Annotated in this window: 22 protein-coding genes and 3 pseudogenes; 5 read left to right on the top strand and 20 right to left on the bottom strand. The window is 70.8% G+C overall.

What is annotated here, in order from left to right; genetic code table 11:
* The first annotated feature begins 97 nt into the window (after nt 1-97).
* Nucleotides 98-301, top strand: a complete 204-nt coding sequence (locus tag AB0A61_RS08475) for a cold-shock protein (protein WP_031161015.1) — start codon at nt 98-100, stop codon at nt 299-301.
* An 88-nt stretch (nt 302-389) separates the two neighbouring features.
* Nucleotides 390-2,096: a DEAD/DEAH box helicase gene (locus AB0A61_RS08470; RefSeq protein ID WP_361288142.1), complete on the top strand. Its 1,707-nt coding sequence runs from the start codon at nt 390-392 to the stop codon at nt 2,094-2,096.
* Here AB0A61_RS08470 and AB0A61_RS08465 read toward each other — a convergent pair.
* The gene (locus AB0A61_RS08465; protein ID WP_361288139.1) at nt 2,093-2,461 is read right to left on the bottom strand and encodes a hypothetical protein; all 369 of its coding nucleotides are present in this window, start codon (nt 2,459-2,461) and stop codon (nt 2,093-2,095) included. The genes AB0A61_RS08470 and AB0A61_RS08465 overlap by 4 nt on opposite strands.
* Nucleotides 2,461-2,622: a hypothetical protein gene (locus AB0A61_RS08460; protein WP_361288136.1), complete on the bottom strand. Its 162-nt coding sequence runs from the start codon at nt 2,620-2,622 to the stop codon at nt 2,461-2,463. Before AB0A61_RS08460 ends, AB0A61_RS08465 begins: the two co-directional genes overlap by 1 nt.
* Nucleotides 2,623-3,415: 793 nt before the next feature.
* Here AB0A61_RS08460 and AB0A61_RS08455 point away from each other — a divergent pair.
* Nucleotides 3,416-4,600, top strand: coding sequence for a type III polyketide synthase (locus AB0A61_RS08455; RefSeq protein ID WP_361288133.1), 1,185 nt, complete (start codon nt 3,416-3,418; stop codon nt 4,598-4,600).
* 158 nt (nt 4,601-4,758) lie between these two features.
* On the opposite strand, the gene AB0A61_RS08450 is transcribed toward AB0A61_RS08455, so the two are convergent.
* From AB0A61_RS08450 to AB0A61_RS08420, 7 genes and pseudogenes are all read right to left on the bottom strand, one after another.
* Nucleotides 4,759-6,921 (bottom strand): SpoIIE family protein phosphatase, encoded by a 2,163-nt coding sequence (locus tag AB0A61_RS08450; protein ID WP_361288130.1) that lies wholly within the window; start codon nt 6,919-6,921, stop codon nt 4,759-4,761.
* Nucleotides 6,922-7,586: 665 nt separating this feature from the next.
* A pseudogene (locus AB0A61_RS08445) lies at nt 7,587-8,368 on the bottom strand (alpha/beta fold hydrolase); the annotation flags it as partial.
* Nucleotides 8,365-8,889: pseudogene (locus tag AB0A61_RS08440) on the bottom strand (ABC transporter ATP-binding protein); the annotation flags it as partial. The pseudogenes AB0A61_RS08445 and AB0A61_RS08440, both read right to left, overlap by 4 nt.
* A gap of 133 nt (nt 8,890-9,022) precedes the next feature.
* Nucleotides 9,023-9,226 (bottom strand): hypothetical protein, encoded by a 204-nt coding sequence (locus AB0A61_RS08435; protein ID WP_361288127.1) that lies wholly within the window; start codon nt 9,224-9,226, stop codon nt 9,023-9,025.
* Between the two features lie 115 nt (nt 9,227-9,341).
* Nucleotides 9,342-10,820 carry a DEAD/DEAH box helicase gene (locus AB0A61_RS08430; protein ID WP_361288124.1) on the bottom strand — a complete coding sequence of 493 codons (1,479 nt, stop codon included), beginning with the start codon at nt 10,818-10,820 and terminating at the stop codon, nt 9,342-9,344.
* A gap of 171 nt (nt 10,821-10,991) precedes the next feature.
* The gene (locus tag AB0A61_RS08425) at nt 10,992-11,195 is read right to left on the bottom strand and encodes a cold-shock protein (protein ID WP_351907225.1); all 204 of its coding nucleotides are present in this window, start codon (nt 11,193-11,195) and stop codon (nt 10,992-10,994) included.
* 517 nt (nt 11,196-11,712) lie between these two features.
* The gene (locus tag AB0A61_RS08420) at nt 11,713-12,285 is read right to left on the bottom strand and encodes a helix-turn-helix domain-containing protein (protein ID WP_361288120.1); all 573 of its coding nucleotides are present in this window, start codon (nt 12,283-12,285) and stop codon (nt 11,713-11,715) included.
* 121 nt (nt 12,286-12,406) lie between these two features.
* Here AB0A61_RS08420 and AB0A61_RS08415 point away from each other — a divergent pair, with 121 nt between their 5' ends.
* Both AB0A61_RS08415 and AB0A61_RS08410 read left to right on the top strand, forming a co-directional pair.
* On the top strand, nt 12,407-12,847 hold the full coding sequence (locus AB0A61_RS08415) for a nuclear transport factor 2 family protein (protein ID WP_361288117.1): 441 nt from the start codon (nt 12,407-12,409) through the stop codon (nt 12,845-12,847).
* Between the two features lie 371 nt (nt 12,848-13,218).
* The gene (locus AB0A61_RS08410; protein ID WP_361288114.1) at nt 13,219-14,316 is read left to right on the top strand and encodes a hypothetical protein; all 1,098 of its coding nucleotides are present in this window, start codon (nt 13,219-13,221) and stop codon (nt 14,314-14,316) included.
* A gap of 82 nt (nt 14,317-14,398) precedes the next feature.
* Here the strand turns inward: AB0A61_RS08410 and AB0A61_RS08405 are convergent, their stop codons facing one another.
* The 11 genes and pseudogenes from AB0A61_RS08405 to AB0A61_RS08355 form a co-directional block, all read right to left on the bottom strand.
* Complete coding sequence (locus AB0A61_RS08405; RefSeq protein WP_361288111.1) at nt 14,399-14,857, bottom strand: Rrf2 family transcriptional regulator; 459 nt, start codon at nt 14,855-14,857, stop codon at nt 14,399-14,401.
* Nucleotides 14,858-14,911: 54 nt separating this feature from the next.
* Complete coding sequence (locus AB0A61_RS08400) at nt 14,912-16,135, bottom strand: acyl-CoA dehydrogenase family protein (protein WP_361288108.1); 1,224 nt, start codon at nt 16,133-16,135, stop codon at nt 14,912-14,914.
* Between the two features lie 489 nt (nt 16,136-16,624).
* Nucleotides 16,625-17,794, bottom strand: a complete 1,170-nt coding sequence (locus AB0A61_RS08395) for an LLM class flavin-dependent oxidoreductase (protein WP_361288105.1) — start codon at nt 17,792-17,794, stop codon at nt 16,625-16,627.
* 23 nt (nt 17,795-17,817) lie between these two features.
* The gene (locus AB0A61_RS08390; RefSeq protein WP_361288300.1) at nt 17,818-18,153 is read right to left on the bottom strand and encodes an acyl-CoA dehydrogenase family protein; all 336 of its coding nucleotides are present in this window, start codon (nt 18,151-18,153) and stop codon (nt 17,818-17,820) included.
* 23 nt (nt 18,154-18,176) lie between these two features.
* A complete protein-coding gene (locus AB0A61_RS08385) occupies nt 18,177-18,398 on the bottom strand; it encodes a hypothetical protein (protein ID WP_361288306.1) in 222 nt (73 codons plus the stop codon).
* Between the two features lie 110 nt (nt 18,399-18,508).
* Nucleotides 18,509-19,066 carry an NADPH-dependent FMN reductase gene (gene ssuE / locus AB0A61_RS08380; protein WP_361288102.1) on the bottom strand — a complete coding sequence of 186 codons (558 nt, stop codon included), beginning with the start codon at nt 19,064-19,066 and terminating at the stop codon, nt 18,509-18,511.
* Between the two features lie 42 nt (nt 19,067-19,108).
* Nucleotides 19,109-19,339: pseudogene (locus AB0A61_RS08375) on the bottom strand (hypothetical protein); the annotation flags it as partial.
* A gap of 32 nt (nt 19,340-19,371) precedes the next feature.
* A complete protein-coding gene (locus AB0A61_RS08370) occupies nt 19,372-20,520 on the bottom strand; it encodes an LLM class flavin-dependent oxidoreductase (RefSeq protein ID WP_361288099.1) in 1,149 nt (382 codons plus the stop codon).
* Nucleotides 20,513-21,604: an LLM class flavin-dependent oxidoreductase gene (locus AB0A61_RS08365; RefSeq protein ID WP_361288096.1), complete on the bottom strand. Its 1,092-nt coding sequence runs from the start codon at nt 21,602-21,604 to the stop codon at nt 20,513-20,515. The genes AB0A61_RS08370 and AB0A61_RS08365 overlap by 8 nt, the downstream gene beginning before the upstream one ends.
* Nucleotides 21,601-22,977: an NtaA/DmoA family FMN-dependent monooxygenase gene (locus AB0A61_RS08360; protein WP_361288093.1), complete on the bottom strand. Its 1,377-nt coding sequence runs from the start codon at nt 22,975-22,977 to the stop codon at nt 21,601-21,603. The genes AB0A61_RS08365 and AB0A61_RS08360 overlap by 4 nt, the downstream gene beginning before the upstream one ends.
* A 20-nt stretch (nt 22,978-22,997) precedes the next feature.
* Complete coding sequence (locus AB0A61_RS08355; RefSeq protein WP_361288090.1) at nt 22,998-24,212, bottom strand: LLM class flavin-dependent oxidoreductase; 1,215 nt, start codon at nt 24,210-24,212, stop codon at nt 22,998-23,000.
* Nucleotides 24,213-24,257: the final 45 nt, after the last annotated feature.

The raw sequence follows: 24,257 nt of genomic DNA, 5'->3' as shown, positions 1-24,257 counted from the left end.
ACCTATGTGCGCCTGACAGGAATGTTTCCCTTCAGGCGCGTTATTTGTTTTTCCGGCATCTCCGGATGGGGCCTCTGCCTACAGAACGGAGAAGGTCATGGCACAGGGAACCGTGAAGTGGTTCAACGCTGAAAAGGGTTTCGGCTTCATCGCGCAGGACGGCGGCGGGCCCGACGTCTTCGCCCACTACTCGAACATCGCGACCCAGGGCTTCCGTGAGCTCCAGGAGGGCCAGCGGGTCTCCTTCGACGTCACGCAGGGCCAGAAGGGCCCCCAGGCGGAGAACATCGTCCCCGCCTGATCGCCGGACGCGTATCCGCCCACCCGGGGTCCGCACCGTCATGGTGCGGACCCCGGTTTGTGCTGTTTCCAGGAAGGCAGACAACCGCATGTCCCGCAGGCCCCAGAAGCCGAACCGGCGCGCCTCGTCACCCCCGCAGTCCGCGTCGTCGCCAAGGGAGTTCCGGCTGCCGGAAAGCACGACACCCGCGCTCCCCGCCGTCGAGGACTTCGCCGGTCTGGACATGCCCGCGGGGCTGCTGAAGACCCTCACCGCGCAAGGCGTCACCACTCCCTTCCCCATCCAGGCCGCCACGCTGCCCAACTCGCTCGCCGGCCGTGATCTGCTGGGACGGGGACGCACCGGCTCCGGCAAGACCCTGGCGTTCGGGCTTGCGCTCCTGGCCCGCACGGGCGGACTGCGTGCGGAGCCGAGGGCACCCCTCGCCCTCGTGCTGGTGCCCACCCGTGAACTCGCCCAGCAGGTCACCGACGCACTGACCCCCTACGCCACGGCGGTCAACCTCCGGCTGGCCACCGTGGTCGGCGGGCTGTCCATCGCCAAGCAGGCCGCGGCGCTCCGGCGCGGCGCGGAGGTACTCGTGGCGACTCCCGGCAGGCTCAACGACCTCGTGGAACGCGGGGACTGCGTGCTCGGCCACGTACGCATCACAGTGCTGGACGAAGCCGACCAGATGACCGACATGGGCTTCCTGCCGCAGATCACCAAGGTGATCCAGCAAGTACGGCCCGACGGACAGCGCATGCTCTTCTCGGCCACCCTGGACCGCAACATCGACCGCCTGGTGCAGCGGTTCCTGACCGACCCGGTGGTGCACTCCGTGGACCCGTCCGCGGGGGCGGTGACCACCATGGCGCACCACGTGCTCCACGTCCTGGACGAGACCGACAAGAAGGCCGTCACCACGCGCATCGCGGCCCGTGACGGCCGCGTCATCCTGTTCCTCGACACCAAGAGGTCCGCCGACCGGCTCGCCAAACGGCTCCTGGCCGTCGGTGTCCGCGCGGCGGCGCTGCACGGAGGCCGCTCCCAGCCGCAGCGCAACCGCACCCTGGAACAGTTCAAGAACGGCCAGGTCACCGCGCTCGTGGCGACGAACGTCGCGGCCCGGGGCATACACATCGACGACCTCGACCTCGTCGTGAACGTCGATCCCCCCACCGACCACAAGGACTACCTCCACCGGGGCGGACGCACGGCCCGCGCGGGCGGCTCCGGCAGTGTGGTCACATTGGTCCTGCCCGACCAGAAACGGGACGTCACCCAGCTCATGTCGGACGCGGGCATCCGCCCCCGAACGGCCCGCATCAAGTCGAGCGACGCGGAACTGGCCACCATTACGGGCGCCCGCGAGCCCTCCGGCGTCCCCGTCACCATCGAGGTCCCCCAGCCGGCGACACCGACGACGTCCCGCCCGGACCGGAAGGCCGGCACCGAGCCCGGCAAGCGGTCCGGGCGCCGACGAAACGGCGGCAGCACAGCGGCAACAGACGCTGCCACCAGAACGAGGGACCGGGGCTCGAACCGCCGGACCGCGGCCGGGGCAGCACTGGCTGACGGTCCTTCGGCAAGCAGTGGACGCCGTTCTGCCCGCCGGACGGTGGCCGGCAGGGCCACGGAGGGTGATGTCGGCTCGGGCCGCCGCAGTTCCGACCGCCGGGCCGGGGACGGGGCGGCGACCGGTGCTGCCTCTGGCAAGGTTGTCCGCGGATCCGGCCGACGGACGCCGGCCCGCGGCGCCACCGGCGATCGCGTCCCCGGCCCCCGAGGCGGCCGCGGCAACTCTGCCCCTTAGGGGGTGTCGTTTGGATCATCCCGGGTCCGCGACGCCTGGCACGGCACCTCGCCGCGTTGTCGCATCCCCCGAGTGCACCCAGTACGCGGGTCATGGGTGATCAGGTGCGGAGCGTCCGCGTCGCGGACCTCGGTCAGGTGCACCTTGTAGCCGCGCCAGTCGGCGCCGCGTTTGGTGCTGTAGCGGGCCTCGCCGTCGTAGGGCGAGTCGACGCGTAAGCGGGAGGGCGCCATGCGCTTCGGCTCGCGCAGCCGTACCCGTCCGTCGTCCAACCAGAACTGCTGGACCCAGACCATGCGCAGCGTCTCGATGGACGGCAACTGTCTCAGCCAGGGCGGCGCATCGGGAGCAGAAGCCCAGCCCATCAGCCGCAGCCGTGGTCGCCGGTCTGCTCGGCGTACTCGGTGCGTGCCTGCTCGCCGCGCGGCAGCCGGTAGTCCTCGATGCGGCGCCCGTAGCGGTCGAACCAGTCGGCCGGAACCCTCCCGGCCGGCCATTGCGGAGCCGCTGCGGCCAGAGCGTTCAAGGCCGCCGCAGATGCTCGAAGATCAACTCCGGCCGGTCCAGCCGAGGCACGGCGGCCAGGACATGGGTGGAATCGGTGCGTTGGGCGCCGGCGATGCCCAACTGATATGGCGGTCAGGCCGGTTGACCGCATCGCAGGGACAGATCAGCGAAGTCATCGTCGGTGAACAACGGACCAGGCACGTCCCGGAACCGCACGCACGGGCAGCCCATCGGGAACGCCGGCCGGGCGGCCTCGGCCGTCTGGGTCGGAACCTCGCACGGGCGGATGCAGCGACACCGCGAACACCTCACGCTCGTGTCCCCACACGCCGAACGGCGCCATCGCCCCCGGCCGGGTAGATCACCGGCAGACGTCCCGCCGAATTCGCCAACGGCGACCTCGGCGGGACGCCATCCGCTCTCGCCCGTCACGTCGGACAGCTTCCCGATCGCGGCGCACCTCTTCCCGGTCACGGAGAGTCTCCGTGGTCGAGTGGCCCGTGCCTCCGGGGGTCTCGCCCGGCTCCGGCGGCAGTGACCAGGCAGCCTCCTTACTGACGGTAGGTCAGGTAGCACCTGCGGAACCCCTCTGAGGGCCCCTGCTTCAACGGTGTGTGCCGCGTCACGCACCCAAAGCGCTGCCTAAGTTGTGTGCATCACAGCAGAAATGTCCATTTAGCGTTCATGCTCGAAACGGACTCCGACTCCCGAAGTGGAGCTCATCGGCAACCCCTTGGGCGCGAAGTTTCAAAGTGACCCATGACACAGCACTCGTGACATTCCTGCTTTTTTCCCCGGAAAGGTGCCACATTATGGCCGCTTACCTCTGCCCTCCTGCCGTGATACACGGCGAACACGCCGTGGAGACCAGCCAGATCGTGGCGGAGGTGCGCGACCGGCATCCGCACGCGGCGTGGGCGCCGCGGATCGACGGCATCGCGGCCAGCACGGGCATCGAGACCCGCGGGTGGATGCTGCCGCTGGAGGCCGCCGTCACGCCCGGCAACGGCGGCGGCCTGCGGGCTGTCGGCATCGGGTCGGCCCAAGGGGCGTTGGCACGCGACGGGTTCACCCAGCAGGACGTGGACCGCGTGATCGCCGCACTTGAGGCGATACCCGCGCCGCAGACCGTCCAGGAGCGCACCGCGCCGGCCTGGGAGGCCGTGCAGTCCTACGGGGAGCGTGCGGCGCGCGGGGCCCTGCAGATCGCCGGGCTGGACGCCGCAGACATCGACTGCCTGATCACCAGTCACTCCACCACCCCGGCGCTGCCGGGTCTGGACATCGCCCTGGCCAACAGGCTTCCGCTCCGCAAGGACGTGATGCTGCTGCCGGCCACGCAGTGGGCCTGTATCGCGGGGACCCGCTCCCTGGCGCTGGCGGCGGATCTCGTGGCCGCGGACCCCGACCGGGTCGTCCTGGTCGTGATCGCGGAGGCGCTGAGCACGACCTACCAACCCGCGGACGACACTCTCGAGTCCCTGATCGTCCGGTTGCTGTTCGCGGACACCGCGGTCGCCGCGGTGGTCACGGGCCGCCCGAGGCGCGAGTCGGTGCTGCGACTGGACGCCGCCTGGCACCACACCCTGCCCGGCACCCAGGACCTGCACCGGCTGGATACGCGGGCGGACGGCACCCACTTCGTCATGGACCGGCGCGGGCCGCGCGCCGTGCAGGAGACGGTCACCGCGATGTGGGAGTGGCTGCGTGTCCGTTACCAGGACGAGCCCGACGCCTGGCACCCCGACGTGCTGCTGGCGCACCCCGGCGGGACCCGGGTGCTGGAGTACATGGAGCAGACGATGCCCGACGCGTGGCCGTCGGGGCTGCTGGACCACAGCCGGGACAGCTACACCAGCGGCAACCGCGGAGGCGCCGCCGTGTTCGACATCATGCGGCGAGCGCACGACGCGGGGCAGAAGCCGGGCAATCGCGCCGTCCTGTACGCGGCGGCACCCGGCCTCACCGCCACCGCCCTGGAAGGGGAGTGGCTGTAGTGCGGGCCCGCGCCGCCCGTACCGGCGAACGGGCCGTCCGCGTCACCGGTACCGTCAAGGGAACCGTCCGTACCGTCGGTGGCGCCGGGTGACGCGTACGCCGCCCGCACCCTCGCCGCGCTCCCATGCGCCGGCCGCGCCCCCGCCCCGCAGCCGCGTCACCTCGCGACTTCCGCCCAGACCACCTTGCCGGTGTCCGTCCACCGCACCCCCCACCGGGTGGTGAGCCTGTGCACGATGTGCAGGCCACGACCGCCGTCGTCGAGGAGGCCGCCCCGGCTCAGACGTGGCCTGCCGCCGCTGGTGTCGCCCACCTCGCACAGCAGGCCGTGACCGGTCCTGATCAGCCGTACCGTGATGGGACCGGTGGCGAAAAGCACCGCGTTCGTGACCAGCTCGCTGACAAGCAGCGCCACGTTGTCCCGGGTGTCGTCCCTGGTGCGCCATCGCCGCAGCAGCGCGGACACCTGCGCGCGGGCACGGGCGGGGGCGTCGTCGCGGGCGGGCAGCCGCCAGGTCGCGGTGTCCCCCTTGCGGTAGCCGATCATCCGCGCGAGCAGCAGGGTCACGTCGTCGCGCTGGCGCGCGGGTGCGAGCGCGGAGGCGACGTGCCGTGCGGCCTGCGGCAGCGCGTCCCAGGGGTGCACCGTGGACAGGGCGTCCGCCAGCCTGCCGATGCCCTCGTCGATCGACAAGGCCGGATCCTCCACCAGGCCGTCGGTGTAGAGGGCGAGCAGGGAGCCCGGGGGTGCGTCGAACGTGTGCACGTCGAACGGCTCCCGCAGCGCGAACTCGGCGCCCAGGCCGGGGTGAGGGCGGACCGCGAGCGGGCCCGCGCGCCCGTCCGGTGAGACCAGGACCGGGGGGAGGTGGCCGGCGCTGGACAGCGCCACGTGGTGGCTGACCGGGTCGTAGAGGGCGATGCAGCAGGTCGACCCGAGGGCGCTGTATCCGGCCGCCAGCCCGGACTCCGCGTCGTCCAGCAGCGTCACGGTCTCGTCCAGGTGCTCCAGCACCTCGTCGGGCGCCAGGCCCGCGGACAGCAGCGCGCGGGCCTCCATGCTCAGCTGGCCCATGGTTGCCGCGGCTCCCAGGCCGTGCCCGACGACGTCACCGACCACCAGCGCGGTACGACCGTCCGGCAGCGGAAAGCTGTTCACCCAGTCGCCGCCGACGCCCGCGCTGTCGGGCGTGGCGGGCTGGTAGACGCTGGCGATCTCGATGGTGTCGCCGCCGGTCCGGGGCAGCAGCCGGCGCTGCAACGCCAGCACCTGCGTGTGCTCGCGCTGGTGCTGACGGGCCAGGTCGACGTGATGGGCGGTCCTGGCCACCAGTTCCTGCAGGTCGAACAGCTCGCTGTCACGGAAGGGGCAGTCCGCCCGCCGCCAGACCTCCGCCACGCCCAGCACGACGGGCGGCGCGCGGTCCAAGACAAGCGGTATGCACACCACACCCGCCGACCGGTCACCGGGCACCAGGGCACGCATCACTCGCGGACTGCCGAGTACCCGCTCGACCGCCTCCCGGTCGGGTATGACGATGGCCTGCGGGGCGTCGTCCCGCCGTACCGCCTGCGCCAGCAGGCGACTCGCGTCGCTGGGAAGATCGTCGCCCGGAGTCACGTAGCCCTCGGGCCACGCCCGGTCCGGCACCAGGGCCGCCCGCCGTAGCCGGATGCGCCCCTGCCCCTGCCCGGTGACTCCCTCGCCCGTCCACACGGCGAAGTCGAGGTCGACGGCGGCCACGTCTCCCCAGGCCAGCAGGGACTGCGCCAGCGACTGCGCGGTCTCGCCGATGTCCAGCGAGGTGCCGATAGCGGTCTCGGCGGCGTACAGGTGCAGCCTCTTGGCCATGGCGATCAAGGAGACGGTCAGGCCCTCCTGAGGCGCCGCGGCGGGCAGGATGCTCAGCGAGACCACCAGCTCCGACCCGTCGCCGCGCCGCAGGCGCTGGATCCGGGCGACGTGCGCCTCACCCGTCTCCAGGACCTGCCGCAACCGCCGTGTGACCGTCGGTACGTCCCCGGGGGGCAGGAGATCGACGAAGGAGCTCCCGGCCACGGCATCCAGCCCCGCGAATACGGGGGCGTCCAGATTGCACCGGGTGATCCTCAGATCCCTGTCCAGGTTGACCGCGCCGAGAATCTGATCCTGACGGCCGGCTGCCGGGATGTCGGGTGCGCGTCGGCGGGCGGTGGGGTCGCCCTGCGCGTCGGCAGGACCGGCGGCCGCTGCCGCTCCGCCGCGCGGGATGTAGCGCTCCAGGGCGCTGCTGACCAGTTCGAACGGCGAGGAGGACGAGGGAGAGGGTGTGGAGTCCATGCGGCTCTCTCAGCAGTCCCCGGCGCAGCGCCGGGGCCGTACTCGGACCCGTGCGACGGGCCCCGAGATCCCCGACCGCACACCTCATTGAATAACACCGTGGGTCGCTTCGCACACACCAGCGAATCGCCCGGTGAGCGCGGACAGTGAGGGAATCCCGCGGCCGGTGGGGCCGTGCGCAGAGCCTGAGGTCCCGGGCGGGGACTCGTTGTCGCCGCCCCTCGGCCCCCGGCGTCTGTGACCGACAGGTACGCGGCCGTGTCGGCTGCAGACGCCTGTGGCCGACAGGGGCGGTGCCGTCCGGGCGGGCCTGGCCGCGAGCCTCTGTCAGGCGACGTTCATCGAGGTGCCCGGCGTCGTGGTGCGTCCCCTCGCCGGCGATCCTCTCTGGTACCGCCACGTCCTCGGCCGGCGCCGCGACGGACCTCTGGCGGCATACGGCGACGAGATCGTCCGCAGGGTGGGCGAGGGCTATGTCGCCACCTGTGTCGCCGCACCGGCCTGCGCACGGTGGCGCAGACGCCGTCCGGATCACCGTGCCCGACCGAGTGAGCCGGTGCGGGGACGATCCGCTCTCACGGCTTGCTGATCGAGATCTCGTCATGGAGGGGGCTGCTGTTGTCGACGTCGATCCGGACACCCGTGGCGGGATCGGTGAAGGTCGGTTCTCCGTCGGCGCCGAGGGCTTCGTCCAGCAGCCAGTGCAGGCGCTCGGCTCCGTCTCCCATGCCCAGCATCAGGCCGAGCGTGCGCAGCCGCCGAACGGTGAGTCGGTCCCCGTCCGGCAGCCGCACCGTGCGGCGGTCCAGCAGATCGGCGATCCGCCGGACCAGCTCGCGGTCACCGGGGTAACGGGCGTAGAAGGCGCTCACCTTCTCCCTGACCCGGGGATACGTGGCCGCGTACACGTCGTCGGCTGTGGCCTCCAGGCCGGGCAGGCCGCCGGTGATGTAGCAGGCACGCAGTCCTTCCGGGGCCCGGGACAGGTAGGTGAGGGTGAGGAAGCCTCCGTAGCTCTGGCCCAGCGTCTCCCATGGCCCGTCCCCGCACAGCTGATAACGGATCAGCTCCGCGTCGGCGACGATCGAGTCCGCGCGGAAGAACGCGAGATGGCCGGCCAGCTCCCGGGCATCGGAGCACCGCACGGCCGACCGGGCCGTGACCGGAGTGCTGCGTCCGGTGCCGCGTTGGTCCAGCAGCAGCACCCGATGGGTTCTGAGGGCACGGGCGAGCCACCCAGTGGTGGGGGTCACCGGCCGGGGTGACCTGCCTCCGGGGCCGCCCTGCAGATACAGCAGCCAGGGCAGCCGCTCGCCGACGCGGGCCGGTCGGACAGTTCCCGGGCGAACACCCGGATCGAGGGGCCCGCTGATTCGGTGTGGTCGAGCGGCGTGGTGAAGGTGTGGTCGGTCACGGCGAGTCCGGGCAGGCGGTAGCTGCGGCTCATGGGGTCCTCTCCTCGGTGAACGAAGTGGACTGCGGCTGCGGCAGAGGCTCGGGGTAGTGGCAGGCGACTTCGTGCCCCGGAGCGAGCGCGCTCAGCACGGGCCGCTCGGCGGCGCAGCGGTCGGCCGCCCTCGGGCAACGGGTGCGGAACGGACAACCGCTCGGCGGATCGAGCGGACTGGGCAGGTCGCCGCTCAGCACGATCCGCTCGCGGGCCCGTTCGGCGTCCGGGTCCGGCAGCGGTACGGCGGAGAGCAGGGCGTGGGTGTACGGGTGCGCGGCACTGGCGTACAGGGTGTCCCGGTCGGCCCTCTCCACGACCGTGCCCAGGTACATCACCGCGACGCGGGTGCTGATCCGGCGGACCGCGCCGAGATCGTGCGCGATGAACACGTAGGCGAGCCCATGCTCCTGCTGAAGGTCCTTGAGGAGGTTGAGGATCTGCGCCTGCACCGACACGTCGAGCGCGGAGACGGGCTCGTCGCACACCACCAGTTTCGGCCGCAACGCCAGCGCCCGGGCGGCGCTCCCAGTCGTAGTCGGTGGAGTTCTTGGGCATGCGCACCCAGTTGCCGTACGGGGCCTCAAGGTCGAGCCATGTCCTGCCGTTGGAGGCGTTCCACATCCAGTCGGCGGTTCCCGACAGTTGGTTGTACTACGGCGTCAGGGGCAGTGAGGTACAGACGGCGTCGGGGAAGTCGACGTAGAGCGCGGCCACGTGCTTGGTGCCGACGGGGTTCTGGAACCGCGTGTAGTCGGTCTGCCGGCCCTCGTCGGTGTACCCGGTCGTCCCTTGCAGGGCGCATGCGGAACTGCCCCCGTGGTACGCGCGGGCGGGGTGGGCAGGGGCGATGACCAAGGCGAGCAGGGCGGACAGGACGATGAGGAGCGACGCCGAGTGCCATGGGCGCCCGGTTGGCGGCCGCCGACGTGACGGTCAGGGCTCGCGATCGTACAGGGACCCCATTGCCGGCCTATGCGCCACGACGGACCCGGGCGGCCTTGCGGGCCTCGGCGATCTGGCGGGCCTCAGCAGACCGGCGAGACTCGCCGCCGGCCCGCCCCGGGCGGGTGCCCAGACCGCGGAATGGGGCACCGCCGCGCTTCGGGCGCTCCGCGACCGGCCCGCTGCCGCCGACGGGGACACCCGAGGGAGCCTGTGCGCCGGTGATGCGGCTCAGCTCGGCCTCGCCGGAACGGACCTGCGTGATCTGCGGCCTGATGCCTGCGTCGGACATGAGACGGGCCATGTCCCGGCGCTGGCTGGGGAGGACCAGCGTGACGACACCCCCGGACTCGCCGGCGCGGGCAGTACGGCCGCCGCGGTGCAGGTAGTCCTTGTGGTCGCTGGGCGGGTCGACGTTGACGACGAGATCGAGGTCGTCGACATGGATGCCCCGAGCCGCGACGTTGGTGGCCACCAGCGCCGTGACGTCACCGCTCTTGAACTGTGCCAGGGTGCGGGTGCGCTGGGGCTGCGACTTGCCCCCGTGCAGCGCCGCAGCCTTGACGCCGCTGCTCAGCAGGTGCCTGGTGAACTGGTCGACAGCGTGCTTGGTGTCCAGGAACATGATCACGCGCCCGTCGCGGGCAGCGATTTCGGTGGCGGTGGCGTACTTGTCGGCGCCATGCACCTGCAGCACATGATGCTCCATCGTGGTGACCGCGCCCGCCGAGGGGTCGACCGAATGGACCACCGGGTCATGGAGGTAACGACGGACCAGGAGGTCGATGTTGCGGTCCAGCGTGGCCGAGAAGAGCATGCGCTGGCCGTCGGGACGTACCTGGTCCAGCAGTTCGGTGACCTGCGGCATGAAGCCCATGTCCGCCATCTGGTCGGCTTCGTCCAGGACGGTGATGTTCACTCGGTCCAGACGGCAGTCCTTGCGCTCGATGAGATCTGCGAGGCGGCCAGGAGTCGCGATGACCACCTCGGCCCCGGCACGCAGTGCGCCGGCCTGCCTGCCGATCGACATGCCGCCGACCACGGTGGCCAGCCGCAGCTTCAGCAACCGGGCATACGGGGCGAGCGCATCGGTGACCTGCTGGGCCAGCTCGCGCGTGGGGACGAGGATCAGGGCCAGCGGCTTCCGCGACTCGGCGCGCTGCCCGGCCGTGCGTACGAGGAGCGCCAGACCGAAGGCGAGCGTCTTGCCCGATCCGGTGCGCCCGCGGCCCAGGACGTCGCGCCCTGCCAGGGAGTTCGGCAACGTGGCGGCCTGGATCGGGAACGGCTCGTTCAGCCCGAGAGCGGTGAGCATCTTCAACAACTCGACCGGCATGTCCAGTTCACCGAAGGTCCCAACTGCGGGGAGGGCCGGAGTGACGGTGACCGGCAGCGCGAACTCTCCCTGCGGTGCGGAGGGGCGGCGTCCGGTGCCGCCTGGACTGACGCCGGGGAGATCCTGACCCCGTGGACGGAAACGGTCGTTCGTGCGAGCTGAACGGCTCATGGAGAACCTTCCTCGACAGGGCGCGCATCGAGGAATTCCCGACAGGGATGAGTCGGATGAATTGCAAGAACGGGCCGAATGTGAGACTAAAAGAATTTGATCGGAATACAAAAGCAGTAGGCTGGGGCCCCGCCGCAAGGCGGGGCCCCAGCCTACTCATGCGTTTCGGCGTCAGGCGGGAGTGATGTTCTCCGCCTGCGGACCCTTCTGGCCCTGCACGACGTCGAAGTTCACCTTCTGGCCTTCCTGGAGCTCACGGAAGCCCTGCGCGGCGATGTTCGAGTAGTGGGCGAAGACGTCCGGGCCGCCGCCGTCCTGCTCGATGAAGCCGAAGCCCTTTTCCGCGTTGAACCACTTGACGGTGCCAGTAGCCATGTCACATCTCCTTGGGGGCAGTGCCCGCGGGCCCACGCGGTGTGAACCCCTGCGTTGCCACAATGAACCCCGTCCGGATAAGCACCGGAGATACAAAAATGCCCGGCGGCATACGGCCGCGAAGGCACTTGAAGTTTCGGGAACCACAACTGCAACTGCCAACAAGTTTAGCACGGGTCGCACATCGGCACTGCGTTTACCGGCGGCGCAAGGCCTCGACCCCGGGAGAGCATCGGATCAATCACATAGTGAACTTTCGCATTGCACAAGGTGCAGCCAAGGAGAACTCACCCTCTCCAGCAACGAGCACTTGGCCTCCACTCCCCCTCCTTTGCCCGAGAAACGTCAATCGCACCTCTCGGCTCGGACCACCCCGAGTCGTTTCAGCAAGGTCGGGCCCCTCGGGTGCCTGGACCACCGATTCCAAAAGGTCGGCCGGGTGCCGCCGATGCCCGCAACGGCGGGCCGACCCGTGCTCCGTTGCGCGAGGCCCGGGGGATGCCCACACGCCGCCGGTTCAGCGCGGCCGCAGCCCGTCGAAGATCACCTCGAAGATCAGCTGCCGGGCCACCGGGTCGGCTCCTAGGTGCTCCATCGTCTTGCTGGTGCCGACCAGCAGGGCGATCAGCTCCGGCAGGCGCAGCTCCGAGCGGACCGCCCCAGCCGCTTGCGCCCCGGCCAGCAGCTCGGCCAGCTGCGCCTGGATCACCTTGCTGGACTCCTGCAGGGCAGCGTGTGCGTCCACCCCGGCAGCGGCGAGGGCCTGGGCGAACTCGTTCTTGCCCTCGGACCGCTCGATCACCAGGCGGAAGCAGCCGAAGAAGGCCTCGGCGGGCTCGGACTCGGCGGCCAGCTGCGCGGTCTGGGCGGCGATCGCCTCCAGCCTGCGCACCATCACCGCTTCCAGCAGCGCCTCCTTTGTCGGGAAGTGCCGGAAGAGAGTGCCGACCCCCACCCCGGCGGCCCGGGCGATCTCCTCGGTCGGCACGCCAACGCCACGGGTGGTGAACACCTTTGTGGCGACGTCCAGCAGCCTGGCCCGGTTACGAGCCGCATCCGCCCGCAGCGGGCGTTCCTCAGCGCCGCTCACCCCTCCCGCCCTTCCCCGCCGTCGGCGGAGCCACACTGGACAACCGGAGTTGCCAGTCCGTATCGTTTGAAACCGGAGTCGCTGGTCCGATTCTAGCGACGGATCCGGCTGGGGGTTGATCATGTCCGGAACGCTGTCACCACGCGAGGTCTTCCAGAAGCTGCTCAAGGGCATCACGGAGGGGCGGTTCTCGCAGCTGGCCGAGCTCTACGCCGAGGACGCCGTGGTGGAGACCGTCTTCGAGCCCGTCGGACCGCGTCGGTTCGAGGGGCGGGCCGCACTCAGGGAACGGTTCGCGGAAGTCTCCGTGAATTCGCCCGTGGAGCTGACCTCGACGAATGTGGTGATCCGGGAGACTGACGACCCGGAGGTGATCGTCGCCGAATGGACCTACCAGGTGCACCACCGGGCGACCGAGCGAAACTTCGAGGTCGCGAACATCCAGGTGCTGCGGGTCCGTGACGGCCTGATCGTCAGCAGCAGGGATTTCCACGATCACCTGGCCCTCATCGTGGCCGGCGGCGGACTGCCGCAACTGGTGGCGGCGTTCGACGGCAAGTAGCAGGAGTTCGGGGCTGCGAGCCGGGACTCCCGGAGCAGCGGGCGGGCGGATCGACGCCGCAACCGAATACAGCCCGGAAACCGGTATTCACGGGGCAAGGCGGCCCCCGCCACGATCTGGTGCTCCCGCGCAGACTGCTCCTTCACCCGGCTACGGAGCCCGGCTGCTCCGCGGCCTGCTGTCCCGGCCCGCGGCTTGGCGGTGCCGGACGGCCTGGTCGCCGCCACCATGCTCATCATGAGCCGACTGCTGGCGGCCGGCGCCTGACCGCCCCGCGTTCCGCACCGCTTTGCGCTCGTCGAGCTCCATCGCTCCATCGCCCCCGGGGCGCGCATCATCAAAGGAGGGGAGACCATCGACGAGGAGTGGCGATGAGGTTGTCGTTCCTTGAACCCCTCTACGCGGAGCCTGGCCCGTTCGCCTCCGTGTACCTGGACACCTCCCGAAACGTCGAGCACCCCGAGCGGGCGATCGCACTGCGCTGGCGGCGGCTGCGCGAGAGTCTGTCCCGTCAGGGCTCGGAGCCGGCGCTGTTGAACGTACTGGAGGAGGTGGTCGGCGCCGACACAGAGGTGCCGGGGGTGCACGGTCAGGCCATCTTCGCCGCCCATGGCACACTCGTCCTGGACGGGGAACTGCCCAGGCCGCCCGAGCACGACTCCGCGCGCTACAGCACCCTGCCGGACGCGATGCCCCTGGTCACCCAGCACCTTCCGGAGATCCCCTACATGGCCGTAGTCGTCCACTACGGCGGCCTTCCGACCGCCAAGACCCACGGCTGGGTAACTCTGGAGGCGGAGACCGGCACCTGGCCCGCGTCCACCGTCACCCCGGGTGAGCGGCTGCGCCGCAGGGTCGCGGTGGCGACCTGGCACCACACCTCCCTCCGGCTCGGCCACCGGCTGGACGAACTGGCGCGGCGCGCCCATGCCGACGCCGTCGTCGTGGGCGGGGACGAGTGGGCGTGCAACGTACTGATCCACCGCCTGCCGCACACCCTGCGGGACAAGGTCGTACGCGTGGGCGGCCGGACCCCCACCGACACCGGACGCGCCCTGTTGGAGCCACAGCTCGACGGCGTCTTCCGCGGCCGCATGGCCGCGCACGACCGGGAACTCGTGGACATCTTCATCGGCCGACGCGCCCTGGACGGACCCGTGACGGAGGGGCTGGCCACCACCGTCGCCGCCCTTCAGCGCGGCCAGGTCGCGGCACTGCTGCTGAGCCGACCGCCGGCGTCTTCGCTGCGGCTCTGGGCGGGCTCCCAGCCCACTCAGCTCGCCCTGACCGAGGGGGAGCTGACGTTCTTCGGCGTGCGGGCCCCGCGCGAGGAACGCGCCGACGAGGCCCTCGTCCGGGCCCTCGTCGGCACCGGTGCCGAGCTGGTCGTCGTACCGGAGAGCGAGCTGAGGCTGCACGAGGGCGTGGGCGCCCTGCTGCGGTACACCGACCCGGGGACCCCGTCCTGACGCCGCCGCGGTCGAGCTGGAGAGCCCGGTCAGCCGCCTGACCAACGCTGCTGGGTAGTCCGGATGCGCCGGGGGGTGTCGGTCAGGGATTCGTCCAGGCCTCGGGGTCCTCCGCGAGGCTCAGGACCTCGTCGGGCAGCTTGGCCGCGGCCACGTGGGCCAGGGTGACCTCGCCGAGGATCTTGCGGACGTTGGCGCGTACGGCGATCCACAGCGGCAGCAGCGACTCCGCGGGACCGCAGTAGGAGAGCTCGGGTGGGCGCACTCCCCGCACCGAGACCAGGGGGCCGTCCGCGACGCGGATGACGTCGACGATGGCGATCGACGCCGCCGGGCGGGCGAGCCGGTAGCCGCCCTTGCCGCCTCGCTGGCTGACCACAAGACCGCCCCGGCGCAGGTCGCCGAGGATGCCCTCCAGGAATTTGTGCGGGATGCCCTGCGCCGCGGCGATCGCCTCGGCCTTGAGCGAGGCCTCGCTCCCTGCTGCGGCCAGCTCCAGTGCCGCCCGCACCGCATAGTCCGCCCGCGCCGAGATCCGCATGCCGCGATTATCCATCACTGTCGTGTCGGCCCCCCGCACCGGTCGTCCTCCCGGTCAGGCTGGAAGGGCGAAGGGTGGGTGCGCGCCGTTGAGGAAGTAGTCGCCCACCTCGCGCAGTCTGTGGGCGACCGGCTCGCGCAGGGTGTGTGTCCGGGCGTTGCGCCAGAAGCGGTCGAAGCCGTGCCGCGCGGAGGCGGCGTCGGCGCCGTTGACGTCCAGGGCACGGGTGGTGATCTCCTGCGCGGCCCCGGAGGCGGCAGACTCGGCCACGCTCGCGAGGACGGCGATCTCCGCGCACTCCTCGTGGTCGAGATCCTCGCCCTGTTCGAGGCCGTGCACCAGGGCACCCACCGCCTGCTCGGCGAGGGCGGACGCGGCACGTGCGACGACGGTGAGCTCGCCGTACACGGCCAGCGCGTAAGGATCGTGCGGCGGGCTGTCCGGCCAGCGCTGAGGCGAGAAGGGCTGCCAGGGGGACCTCATGCCCCTTCCGTGCTCGCGAACCTCGGCCAGCAGGCCCTCTGCCACGCCAAGATAGAAGTGGACGGAGACCAGACGCGCGGTCGGCGCGGCCAGAGAGGCGAAGGGTGACAGGACGCCCTCGTCCGGCGAGAGGGAGCCGAGCACATCGTCGGCCGCGACCGGCACGGAATCGAACTCCACGCCGCCACCGGCCGCCAGCCGCTGGCCGAATGCGTCCCCGCTGCTGCCGCTCACGACGCCCGAGCGGGCGGGGTCGACCAGGACGGCCAACGGCTCACCGGTGCCGTACTTGGCGGCTCGAACCACCAGCCGGTTGGCGATCCCGACTCCGGTGGCATACCTCTGGAAGCCGTTGAGCAGATAGCCGCCTGACGCGGGGGTCAGGATGAGTGGTGGTTCGTGTGAGGCGATACCGCCTCCCCAGCACCACTGCCCCGCCGTCGACTCCCGCTCGATGCGGGCGGCACGGGTGCGGTCGGCGAAGAACCGGGCGCTGCAGGACAGGAAGTAGTGGTTGCCCAGCAGGTGACCGATGGCCCCGTCGGCTGCGGCGACGGTCCGGATGACCGCGTAGGCCGTACGCCAGTCCCCACTCCCGCCCCCGAGTTCGGCCGGTGCCGGCAGTGTCAGCAGTCCCGATTCACGCAACCGCGCCACCTCGTCGCGCGGTGCCTTGCCGGCCTGTTCGCGCTCGGCCGCGTCCGTGGCCAGGTCGTCCGCCATCTCACGGGCTATGTGCAGCCAGTCGGCCCGCCCGGCTCGCGCGTCGGTCACCTCGTCCACCGTCACCGTCATATCCTCACCCGCTTCATGCGACTGTGGCTGTCGCTACAGCTCAGTGTTGTGGTCATGGCGTGGCGTCTTCCTTCAGAGGACCGAGGACGACGCGGTGCCCGGCGGAGGCGGCTCGGGAGTGCGGCGGTGCGCAGTGACGCGTCGGCTTCATCATCCTCACTCTCCTCTTCGACGACCGTAACATTTCCCTAGTAATCCGATAGGAAAACTAGGGAACCTGATGTGTTCCGGCTGATTCACGCTCCCGGATGGCGAGTTCGCGATGGCGGGCGGCCGGGTGGTCGTCCCTGACCCGGGGGCGCAGCCGCCCAATTCCGGGACGACGAGGTCGACGAAGGCGGCGAAGGTGCCAAGGGTGGTGGCGTAGGCGGGGTTGAAGCCGTCGAACCTCGGCGCCTCCGCGGGAGCGGGGGACTGGTGATGCCCAGCAGCCCCGGGTCCGACAGTTCGTCGAGTTCTGTGCGGGGCAGGACGCGTTCAGCGTCGCGTTCACATGGGTCGTCGCGCGCTCCCGGCACCGGCGAAGGGGACCTGGGCGGCGGGGGCCACCTGCTGCCCGTACGGATGCCGCCACAGACCCTGCGCCTGAAGCTTCTGCAGCACGCCCTCGCCGAACCAGTACGCCTCTTCCAGATGCGGATACCCGGAGAAGATGAACTCCTCGATCCCCAACGCGGCGTACTCCTTGATCCGCTCGGCAACCTCGGTGTAACTGCCGACCAGGGCGGTCCCCGCCCCACCCCGCACCAGCCCGATACCCGCCCACAGGTTGGGATGGATCTCCAGCCCGTCCCGGCTCCCGCCCCCGTGCAGGGCCAGCATCCGCCGCTGTCCCTCCGACTCACTGCGGGCAAGCCCGGCCTGAACCTGCCGCACGGTCTCCGCATCGAAGCCCGCCAGCAGCCGCTCCGCCTCGGCCCAGGCCTGCTCGGAGGTATCGCGGGTGATGACGTGCAGCCGGATGCCGAAGCGGACGCTGCGACCTTCCTTCGCGGCCAGCGCCCTGATCCAGGCGATCTTCTGCGCGACGGCGGCGGGCGGCTCACCCCAGGTGAGGTAGACGTCGACATGCCTGGCGGCGACTTCTCCGGCGACCGGCGAGGAGCCCCCGAAGTACACCTCGGGGATCGGGTCGGGCACCCGGGCGAGTTTCGCGTCCTCGACCTGGAGGTGCTCGCCGGACAGGTCGACAGTCTTGCCCTCCCACAGCCCCCGGACGATTTGCAGGAATTCGCCGGTACGGCGATACCGCGCGTCCTTGTCCAGGAAGTCCCCATAGGCCCGCTGCTCGTGGCTCTCGCCGCCGGTGACGACGTTGAGCAGGAGCCGTCCGCCGGTCTGCCGCTGGAAGGTGGAGGCCATCTGCGCCGCGAGTGTCGGCGAGACAAAGCCGGGGCGGAAGGCGACGAGGAACTTCAGCCGTTCGGTGTTCTGGCTGACCATGGCGGTGGTCAGCCAAGCGTCCTCGCACCACGCGCCGGTCGGCGTGAGCGCGCCGACGAAGCCGAGGTCCTCGGCGGCGCGGGCGATCTGGCTCAGGTAGGCGACCGTCGGCGGCCGGTCGCGCCCGGACTCCGTGGCGGGGGTGCCGTGGCCGCCGCCGACGACGTGGCGGCTGTCGCCGTTGGTGGGCAGGAACCAGTGGAAGGTGAGGGACACGTGGGGGCTCCGATCGGTGTTCGTCAGCGTTCGTCACAGGGGGCCGTGCCGGGGGGCTTGGTGCCGCCCAGCACGTAATGGCCGATGTGCTGGACCTTCCAGCGGGCCGGGTCGTGCAGCGTGTGGGTGCGCGCGTCGCGCCAATGGCGGTGCAGGCCCAGGGAGTCGAGGGCCGAGCGGGTGCCGGAGACCTTGAAAAGGGCACTGGCGACCTCCAGGGCGGCCTCGGCCGCCGTCACTTTCGCGGTGGCCACCGCGATCGAGGCCGCGGCGGCCGAGTCGTCGGTCAGGTCGGCGCGGGCGTCGTCGACCGCGCGGGCGGGCTCGCGAAGCAGCGCTTCGGCAGCCCGTTCTCTGATCGCCAGTTCGCCGAACCGCTGGATCAGCAGCGGATCCTCCGCGGCGATCGCGTGCCCTCGGCGGCACTCCCGAACCAGGGGCGGCTCTTCGTACGGACGAACTCCACCGCCTCGGCCGGCATCCCGGAGGCGATCCCGGCGTCGATGGCCGCGTACAGCAACTGGGCTACCGCTCCGTGGAGTTGGAGGTCCTGGAAGGTGAGGTGGTACGGCACGACGCGGTCGGCGAGCACGGGCACGGGCACGGGCACCGACTCCAGGCGCCACGACCGTGAGGCCGGGCGCGTCACTCGGGACGTACGCCACGTGCAGGGTGTCGTCCTCTCGGCGTCATCCGCGATGACGTGCGCGACGCTCATCCGGCGGCCGCCAGCAGCGGCGTCCGCCCGCCCAGCGCGGCCGAGAACTGGTCTGTGACCTGCGCCAGAGCCTCGGCCGACCCCGGCGCGACGGTCAGCGTGCCGTCCTCGCCCACCGTGATGTCCTTGTCGAGCGTGAACCAGCCCGGCGTGATGTGCGCAGGGCCCATGGAGGCCAGCACCGGGCGCAGGGCGTAGTCGATGGCCAGCACGTGGGCGGTGGAGCCGCCGGTGGCCAGCGGCAGGACCGTCTTGCCCGCCAGGGCGTACTGGGGGAGCAGGTCGAGCAGGGACTTCAGCAGTCCGGAGTAGGCGGCCTTGTAGACGGGGGTACCGATCACCACGCCGTCCGCCTGCTCGAACAGGGCGGTGGCCCCGACGATCGCCGGGTGAGCGAAGTCGGCCCCGAGCAGCGCCTCGGCAGGCAGGGTACGCACGTCCAGCGCGATCACCTCGTGTCCCTGCGCGATGAGCCGTTCGTCCAGGTGGCGCAGCAGCCGAGCGGTGCGGGAGGTGGCGGAGGGGCTTCCGGAGACGGACAGGACAGTGGCCATGGAAAGGACCTTTCGGTTCGTCGTTTCGTGTGCGGGCCGCGGTCAGGCGTGGGCGGCGGCGGGCTCGGACGCGGCTTGCTCTGCTTCCAGTTCGCGCACCAGGGGCAGCACCCGCTTGCCGAAGTACTCGACCTCCTCCAGGTAGTGCAGGAAGCCGAGGAGGAAGAGGTCGACGCCGAGCCGCTTGCAGGCGACGACCCTCCCCCTGCCTTCAGCAGGGGCCCCCACGGCGATCTGCTCAGGGGGGCCGATCAGACCCGTGCGGAAGCCGTCGCGTGCAGCCGGTCGGTGGGGATTCTCGAACATCAGCTCGACTTAAAAGAGTGACCCCGTCGGCGCCATTCCTCCGCGAGCAGTTCGTATGAACGGACCCGGTCCGTGTGGTCGTGGGTGATGGTCGTGATGAGCAGCTCGTCCGCGCCCGTGGCCTCCTGGAGCTGTTCCAACTGGTCGGCCACGCGGCCCGGTGAGCCGACGAACTGGGTGTCGAGACGGTCCTGGACGAGGGCATGGTCCTCGTCGGTCCATGGATGGGCGCGCGCCTCCTCCGGCGTCGGGTACTCGATGGCGCCCTCGGCGGTGCGGATGCTGCGGACCCACGGGCCGTAGCCGGTGGCGAGTGCGCGGGCGGTGGCGTCGTTCTCGGCGACGACGACGTCCGCCGAGACGCTGACGTACGGTTTGTCGAGGAACTCGGAAGGCTGGAAGAAGGACCGGTAACCCTCCACGGCCTCCAGGACCGTGGCCGGGCTGACGTGGTAGTTCGCCGCGAACCGCAGACCGCTTTGGCCCGCGACAGCGGCGCTCTGACCACCGCTGCTGCCCAGGATCCACACCTCCACGTCGGCGCCCTCCCCCGGCACGACGTGCGCCTCGACGCCCTCCGGGGAGCGGTAGGTGCCGGCGAGCAGGGCGAGGATGTCGTCGATCTGCTCGGCGTAGTCCTGTGACTCGGCGCCCGGCAGCAGAAGCAGCCTGCGCTGCAGCGCGACACGGGGTGACCCGAGCAGATGCTCGAAGGAGAAGCGGGGCGGGATCAACAGGCCGTTCGGGGTGCGGCCGTCGACGACCGGGGTCGCCGTCGGCAACGGTGCGGCCGGCTGTCCCGGCGGGCGGCCGCCCGAGCGGCCCAGGCCCAGATCGAAGCGGCCCGGGTGCAGCGCGTCGAGCAGGCCGAACTCCTCCACCGTGGACAGCGCCGTGCGGTGCCCGAGCTGCACGGCCCCGGAACCGAGCCGGATGCTGGAGGTGGCGGATGCGGTCAGGGCCAGGACGACTGCGGGGGCCGTGCCGGCCACGCCCGGATTGAGGTGGTGCTCGGCGAACCAGTAGCGGGCATACCCGAAGCGCTCGGCCTGCTGTGCGAGGTCGATGGAGTTGCGCAGGGCATCGGCTGCCGTCGAGCCGGAGGGGATCGGGACCAGGTCGAGAACGCCGAGGGCAATATCAGACATGGACGGACTCCTGGGTGAGCGGTGGCGGCGGAAGCACGGGTCCCCATACGAACGGCGGGTCCGGGATCTCGCGGCGCAGCACGGGGGCGATCTTGGACTGGAACAGCTCGAGGGAGGCACGGTGCTGGGACTCCGTCAGCCCGCTCGCGTCGGCGTGCAGGTGGAGCACGGTGTGCCCGAACTGTTCGTGGTAGCGGTGCACCTTGTCGATGACCTGTTGCGGGCTGCCGATCAGAGCGGAGCTGCGTTCGACGAAGTCCTCCAGGGTCTCGAAGACGACCGGCAGGCCGGCCTTCTTGAAGAACGCCAGGTTGGACTCGAAGACCGGCCGGTACCCAGCCAGCGCCTCCTGCGAGGTGCGGGCGACGTAGATGCCCGCCGTGCCCGCGCCGACGGCGATCTGCGCCGGGTCGTGGCCGTAGTGCTCCCACCGCTCGCGGTAGTGGCGGATCAACTCGGCATACGGCTCGATGGGGTTGGTGACGTTCGCCGAGAACAGCGGGTCGCCGTAGCGGGCCGCCAGATCGACGGACTCCTTGCTGGTCGCGCTGCCGTGCCAGACCCGGACCGGCCGCTGATACGGCCGCGGCCACACCTCGGCGTTCGTCAGCGGGGGACGGAAGCGTGTGTCGGCGGTGACCTTGTCCTGGCGCCAGATCTTCCGGAAGACCTCGTAGCTCTCGGCGCTGCGGTCCCACTGGTCCTCGGGCGTGACGTGGAACAAGTCGCGCTGGGCGGCGCCGTTGCCCTTGCCAATGATCAGGTCGAGGCGCCCGTTGGACAGGTGGTCGAGGGTGGCGTAGTCCTCGTATGCCCGGACCGGGTCGAGGAGGCTGAGCGTGGTCACGGCCGTGAACAGCCGGATCCGCTTGGTCAGGGCGGCGACGTGGCTCAGTACGACCGGCGGCGAGGAGGAGATGAACGGCCGCTCGTGCCGCTCCCCCACGCCGAAGCCGTCGAAGCCCAACTCCTCGGCGAGCAGGGCGTTGTCGAGCACTTCGCGGAACCGGTCGTGCGTCGGCTTCTGCACGCCGGTGACTGGGTCCGGGCGGTGCACGATCAGGGTGATCACGAGGAACTTCACGAGGCCACCCGTCCGTCGAAGGCATCGTCCGGGTGGGCCAGGCCCAGATGGTGGCGCAGGGTCGGGCCCTCGTACTCGGTGCGGAACACACCCTGTTCCTGCAGCAGCGGGACGACCTTCTCGGCGAAGTCGTCGAGGCCACCGGGGGTGATGTGCGGGACGAGGATGAAGCCGTCACTCGCGTCCGCCTGGACGTACTCGTTGATGGTGCGGGCGACGGTCGCCGGGGAGCCGAGGAAGTTCTGGCGGTTGCCCGTCTCGATGACCAGGTCGCGGATGGACCAGTTGTGGGCGGCGGCCAGCTCGCGCCACTCGCGGGCGGTGGCCAGCGGGTCACCGTACATGCGCACCTGTGCGCGGCCCTTGGAGATGTGGTCGGCGCTGACGTCCGGGTCGATGTCGGGCAGCGGGCCCTCCGGATCGTAGCCGGACAGGTCCCGGTTCCAGACGAACTCCAGGTGCTTGAGGGCCGTGGCCCCGCTGACCTGCTGGCGGCGCACGTCCCTGGCCAGTTCCTCGGCCTCCGCGTCGGTGTCGGCGAGGACGAAGGTCGCGGCGGGCAGGATCAGCAACTGGTCATGGCGGCGGCCGTACTTGGACAAGCGGTTCTTGACGTCCGTATAGAAGGCCCGGCCCTCCTTGAGGGTGGCGTACCGGCTGAAGATGGCGTCGGCGCCAAAGGCGGCGAACTCCCGGCCCTCGTCGGAGTCTCCGGCCTGGAAGACGACCGGTCGGCCCTGTGGGGAGCGCGGCACGTTGAACTGGCCGTGGATGTCGAAGTGCTGGCCGGTGTGGACGAAGGAGCCGGCCTTCGCGTCCCGCAGGAAGACGCCGGTGGCCCGGTCAGCGATGATCTCGTCGCCGTGCCAGGAGTCGAAGAGTTCGTGCGCGGTGGTGAGGAACTCCTTGGCGCGGGAGTAGCGCTCCTCCCGCGGCAGGAAGCCGCCGCGGCGGAAGTTCTCGCCGGTGAAGGCGTCCCAGGAGGTGACCACGTTCCAGGCCGAGCGACCGCCGGAGAGGTGGTCGAGGCTGGCGAACTGGCGGGCCACCTCGTACGGCTCGTTGAAGGTGGAGTTTATGGTGCCGGTCAGACCGAGGTGCTCGGTGACGGCAGCCAGCGCGGCGAGGATCGTGAAGGTGTCGGGGCGGCCGACCACGTCCAAGTCGTATATCTTGCCGCCCTGTTCACGCAGCCTGAGCCCCTCGGCGAGGAACAGGAAGTCGAACTTGGCGCGTTCGGCGGTCTGCGCGAAGTGGACGAAGGAACTGAACTCGATGTGGCTGCCGGCCTTCGGATCGCTCCACACAGTGGTGTTGTTGACGCCGGGGAAGTGTGCGGCCAGATGGATCTGCTTCAGCGGCTTGCTGCTCATGTCGGTACGGTCCTTCCGGCTCAGACGGTGGCTGCGGCGTAGCGGTTGGCGGGGCGGGCGAGGCCCAGCAGGCCGCGCAGGGTGTCGGCCTCGTAGGCGGTGCGGAAGGCGCCCCGGCGCTGGAGTTCGGGGACCAGGTCCCGGGTGATGGCCGGCAGGTCGTGTCCGGCGACGGCGGGCCGCAGCCGGAAGCCGCTCAGCCCCTCCGCCGCCAACTCCTGGATCAGGTCGGCGAGTTCGGCGGGCGTACCGGCGAAGATGCGCGCGTCGCTGGTGTACGGCTCCCCCGCGAGGGCGTCGAGGCGGGCGCGCCGGTCCTCGGCAGCGGCCTGGTCGTCGTCCAGGAAGACCACCAAGTCGCCGAAGACATGAAGGAGTTCACCGGCGCGTCCGGCCGCCTCCTGCTCGGCGCGGATCCCGGCGACGATCGCACGGGCCTGCTCGGCGTCGTGCGGGGTGACGTAGCCGACATCGGCCTGGCGGGCCACGAGCCGGTACGGAACCGTCTGGTGGGCGAGGGCGGTCACCAGCGGCTGGCCCTGCGGCGGGCGCGGGGTGATGGACGGACCCTTGACGCTGAAGTGCCGGCCCTCGAAGTCGATGTAGTGCAGCTTCTCCCGGTCGATGAAGCGGCCGGTGGCCACGTCCCGGATCTCCGCGTCGTCCTCCCAGCTGTCCCACAGCCGGCGCACGACCTCGACGTAGTCGGCGGCCTCGTCGAAGTGCTCGGTGAGCCGCTGCTGTCCGGCGGGGGTCTGCAACTCCTCCGGGCTGATCGGCGGGAAGGAGCGCCGGCCGAAGTGGTCGGCCTCGTGCGGGCGGGCGCTGATCTGCACCCGCAGGCCCGCGCGGCCGGAGCTGACGTGGTCGAGGGTGGCGATCGCCTTGGAGATGTGGAACGGCTCCGTGTGGGTGGTGATCACGGTCGGGACCAGGCCGATGTGCCGGGTCAGGGGCGCGATGCGGGACGCGGTCAGGACGGCGTCCAGGCGGCCGCGCACCTGGTCGGTGCGGCCGTCCGGCTCGCCGTAGTGCGAGGACTGCAGGCCCAGCCCGTCCTCGAAGGTGACGAAGTCGAGCAGGCCGCGCTCGGCCTCGGCGACCAGGTCGGCCCAGTATCCGGCGGTGAACAGGTCCCGGGGGCGGGCGACCGGCTCGCGCCAGGAGGCGGGGTGCCAGCCGGTGCCCTCAAGGGCGACGGCAAGGTGCAGAGGGGAAGCGGGAGTTGAGGACACGAGGGTGCCTTCCTGGAGGTCCGTACGAGATCGCCGGCCCTCGGA

Source organism: Streptomyces sp. NPDC046197 (assembly GCF_040646295.1).
Lineage (GTDB): Bacteria > Actinomycetota > Actinomycetes > Streptomycetales > Streptomycetaceae > Streptomyces.
Note: the sequence above shows the minus strand (reverse complement) of the source record. Positions and strands in the feature narration are given on the sequence as shown.

What these genes read in the sequence shown, in the direction of transcription:
- AB0A61_RS08430 (WP_361288124.1), bottom strand. Translation starts at nt 10,820, where the DNA reads ATGAGCCGTTCAGCTCGCACGAACGACCGTTTCCGTCCACGGGGTCAG.
- AB0A61_RS08400 (WP_361288108.1), bottom strand. Translation starts at nt 16,135, where the DNA reads ATGACGGTGACGGTGGACGAGGTGACCGACGCGCGAGCCGGGCGGGCC.
- AB0A61_RS08405 (WP_361288111.1), bottom strand. Translation starts at nt 14,857, where the DNA reads ATGCGGATCTCGGCGCGGGCGGACTATGCGGTGCGGGCGGCACTGGAG.
- AB0A61_RS08425 (WP_351907225.1), bottom strand. Translation starts at nt 11,195, where the DNA reads ATGGCTACTGGCACCGTCAAGTGGTTCAACGCGGAAAAGGGCTTCGGC.
- ssuE (WP_361288102.1), bottom strand. Translation starts at nt 19,066, where the DNA reads ATGGCCACTGTCCTGTCCGTCTCCGGAAGCCCCTCCGCCACCTCCCGC.
- AB0A61_RS08410 (WP_361288114.1), top strand. Translation starts at nt 13,219, where the DNA reads ATGAGGTTGTCGTTCCTTGAACCCCTCTACGCGGAGCCTGGCCCGTTC.
- AB0A61_RS08360 (WP_361288093.1), bottom strand. Translation starts at nt 22,977, where the DNA reads ATGAGCAGCAAGCCGCTGAAGCAGATCCATCTGGCCGCACACTTCCCC.
- AB0A61_RS08465 (WP_361288139.1), bottom strand. Translation starts at nt 2,461, where the DNA reads ATGGGCTGGGCTTCTGCTCCCGATGCGCCGCCCTGGCTGAGACAGTTG.
- AB0A61_RS08370 (WP_361288099.1), bottom strand. Translation starts at nt 20,520, where the DNA reads ATGTCTGATATTGCCCTCGGCGTTCTCGACCTGGTCCCGATCCCCTCC.
- AB0A61_RS08415 (WP_361288117.1), top strand. Translation starts at nt 12,407, where the DNA reads ATGTCCGGAACGCTGTCACCACGCGAGGTCTTCCAGAAGCTGCTCAAG.
- AB0A61_RS08470 (WP_361288142.1), top strand. Translation starts at nt 390, where the DNA reads ATGTCCCGCAGGCCCCAGAAGCCGAACCGGCGCGCCTCGTCACCCCCG.
- AB0A61_RS08450 (WP_361288130.1), bottom strand. Translation starts at nt 6,921, where the DNA reads ATGGACTCCACACCCTCTCCCTCGTCCTCCTCGCCGTTCGAACTGGTC.
- AB0A61_RS08455 (WP_361288133.1), top strand. Translation starts at nt 3,416, where the DNA reads ATGGCCGCTTACCTCTGCCCTCCTGCCGTGATACACGGCGAACACGCC.
- AB0A61_RS08475 (WP_031161015.1), top strand. Translation starts at nt 98, where the DNA reads ATGGCACAGGGAACCGTGAAGTGGTTCAACGCTGAAAAGGGTTTCGGC.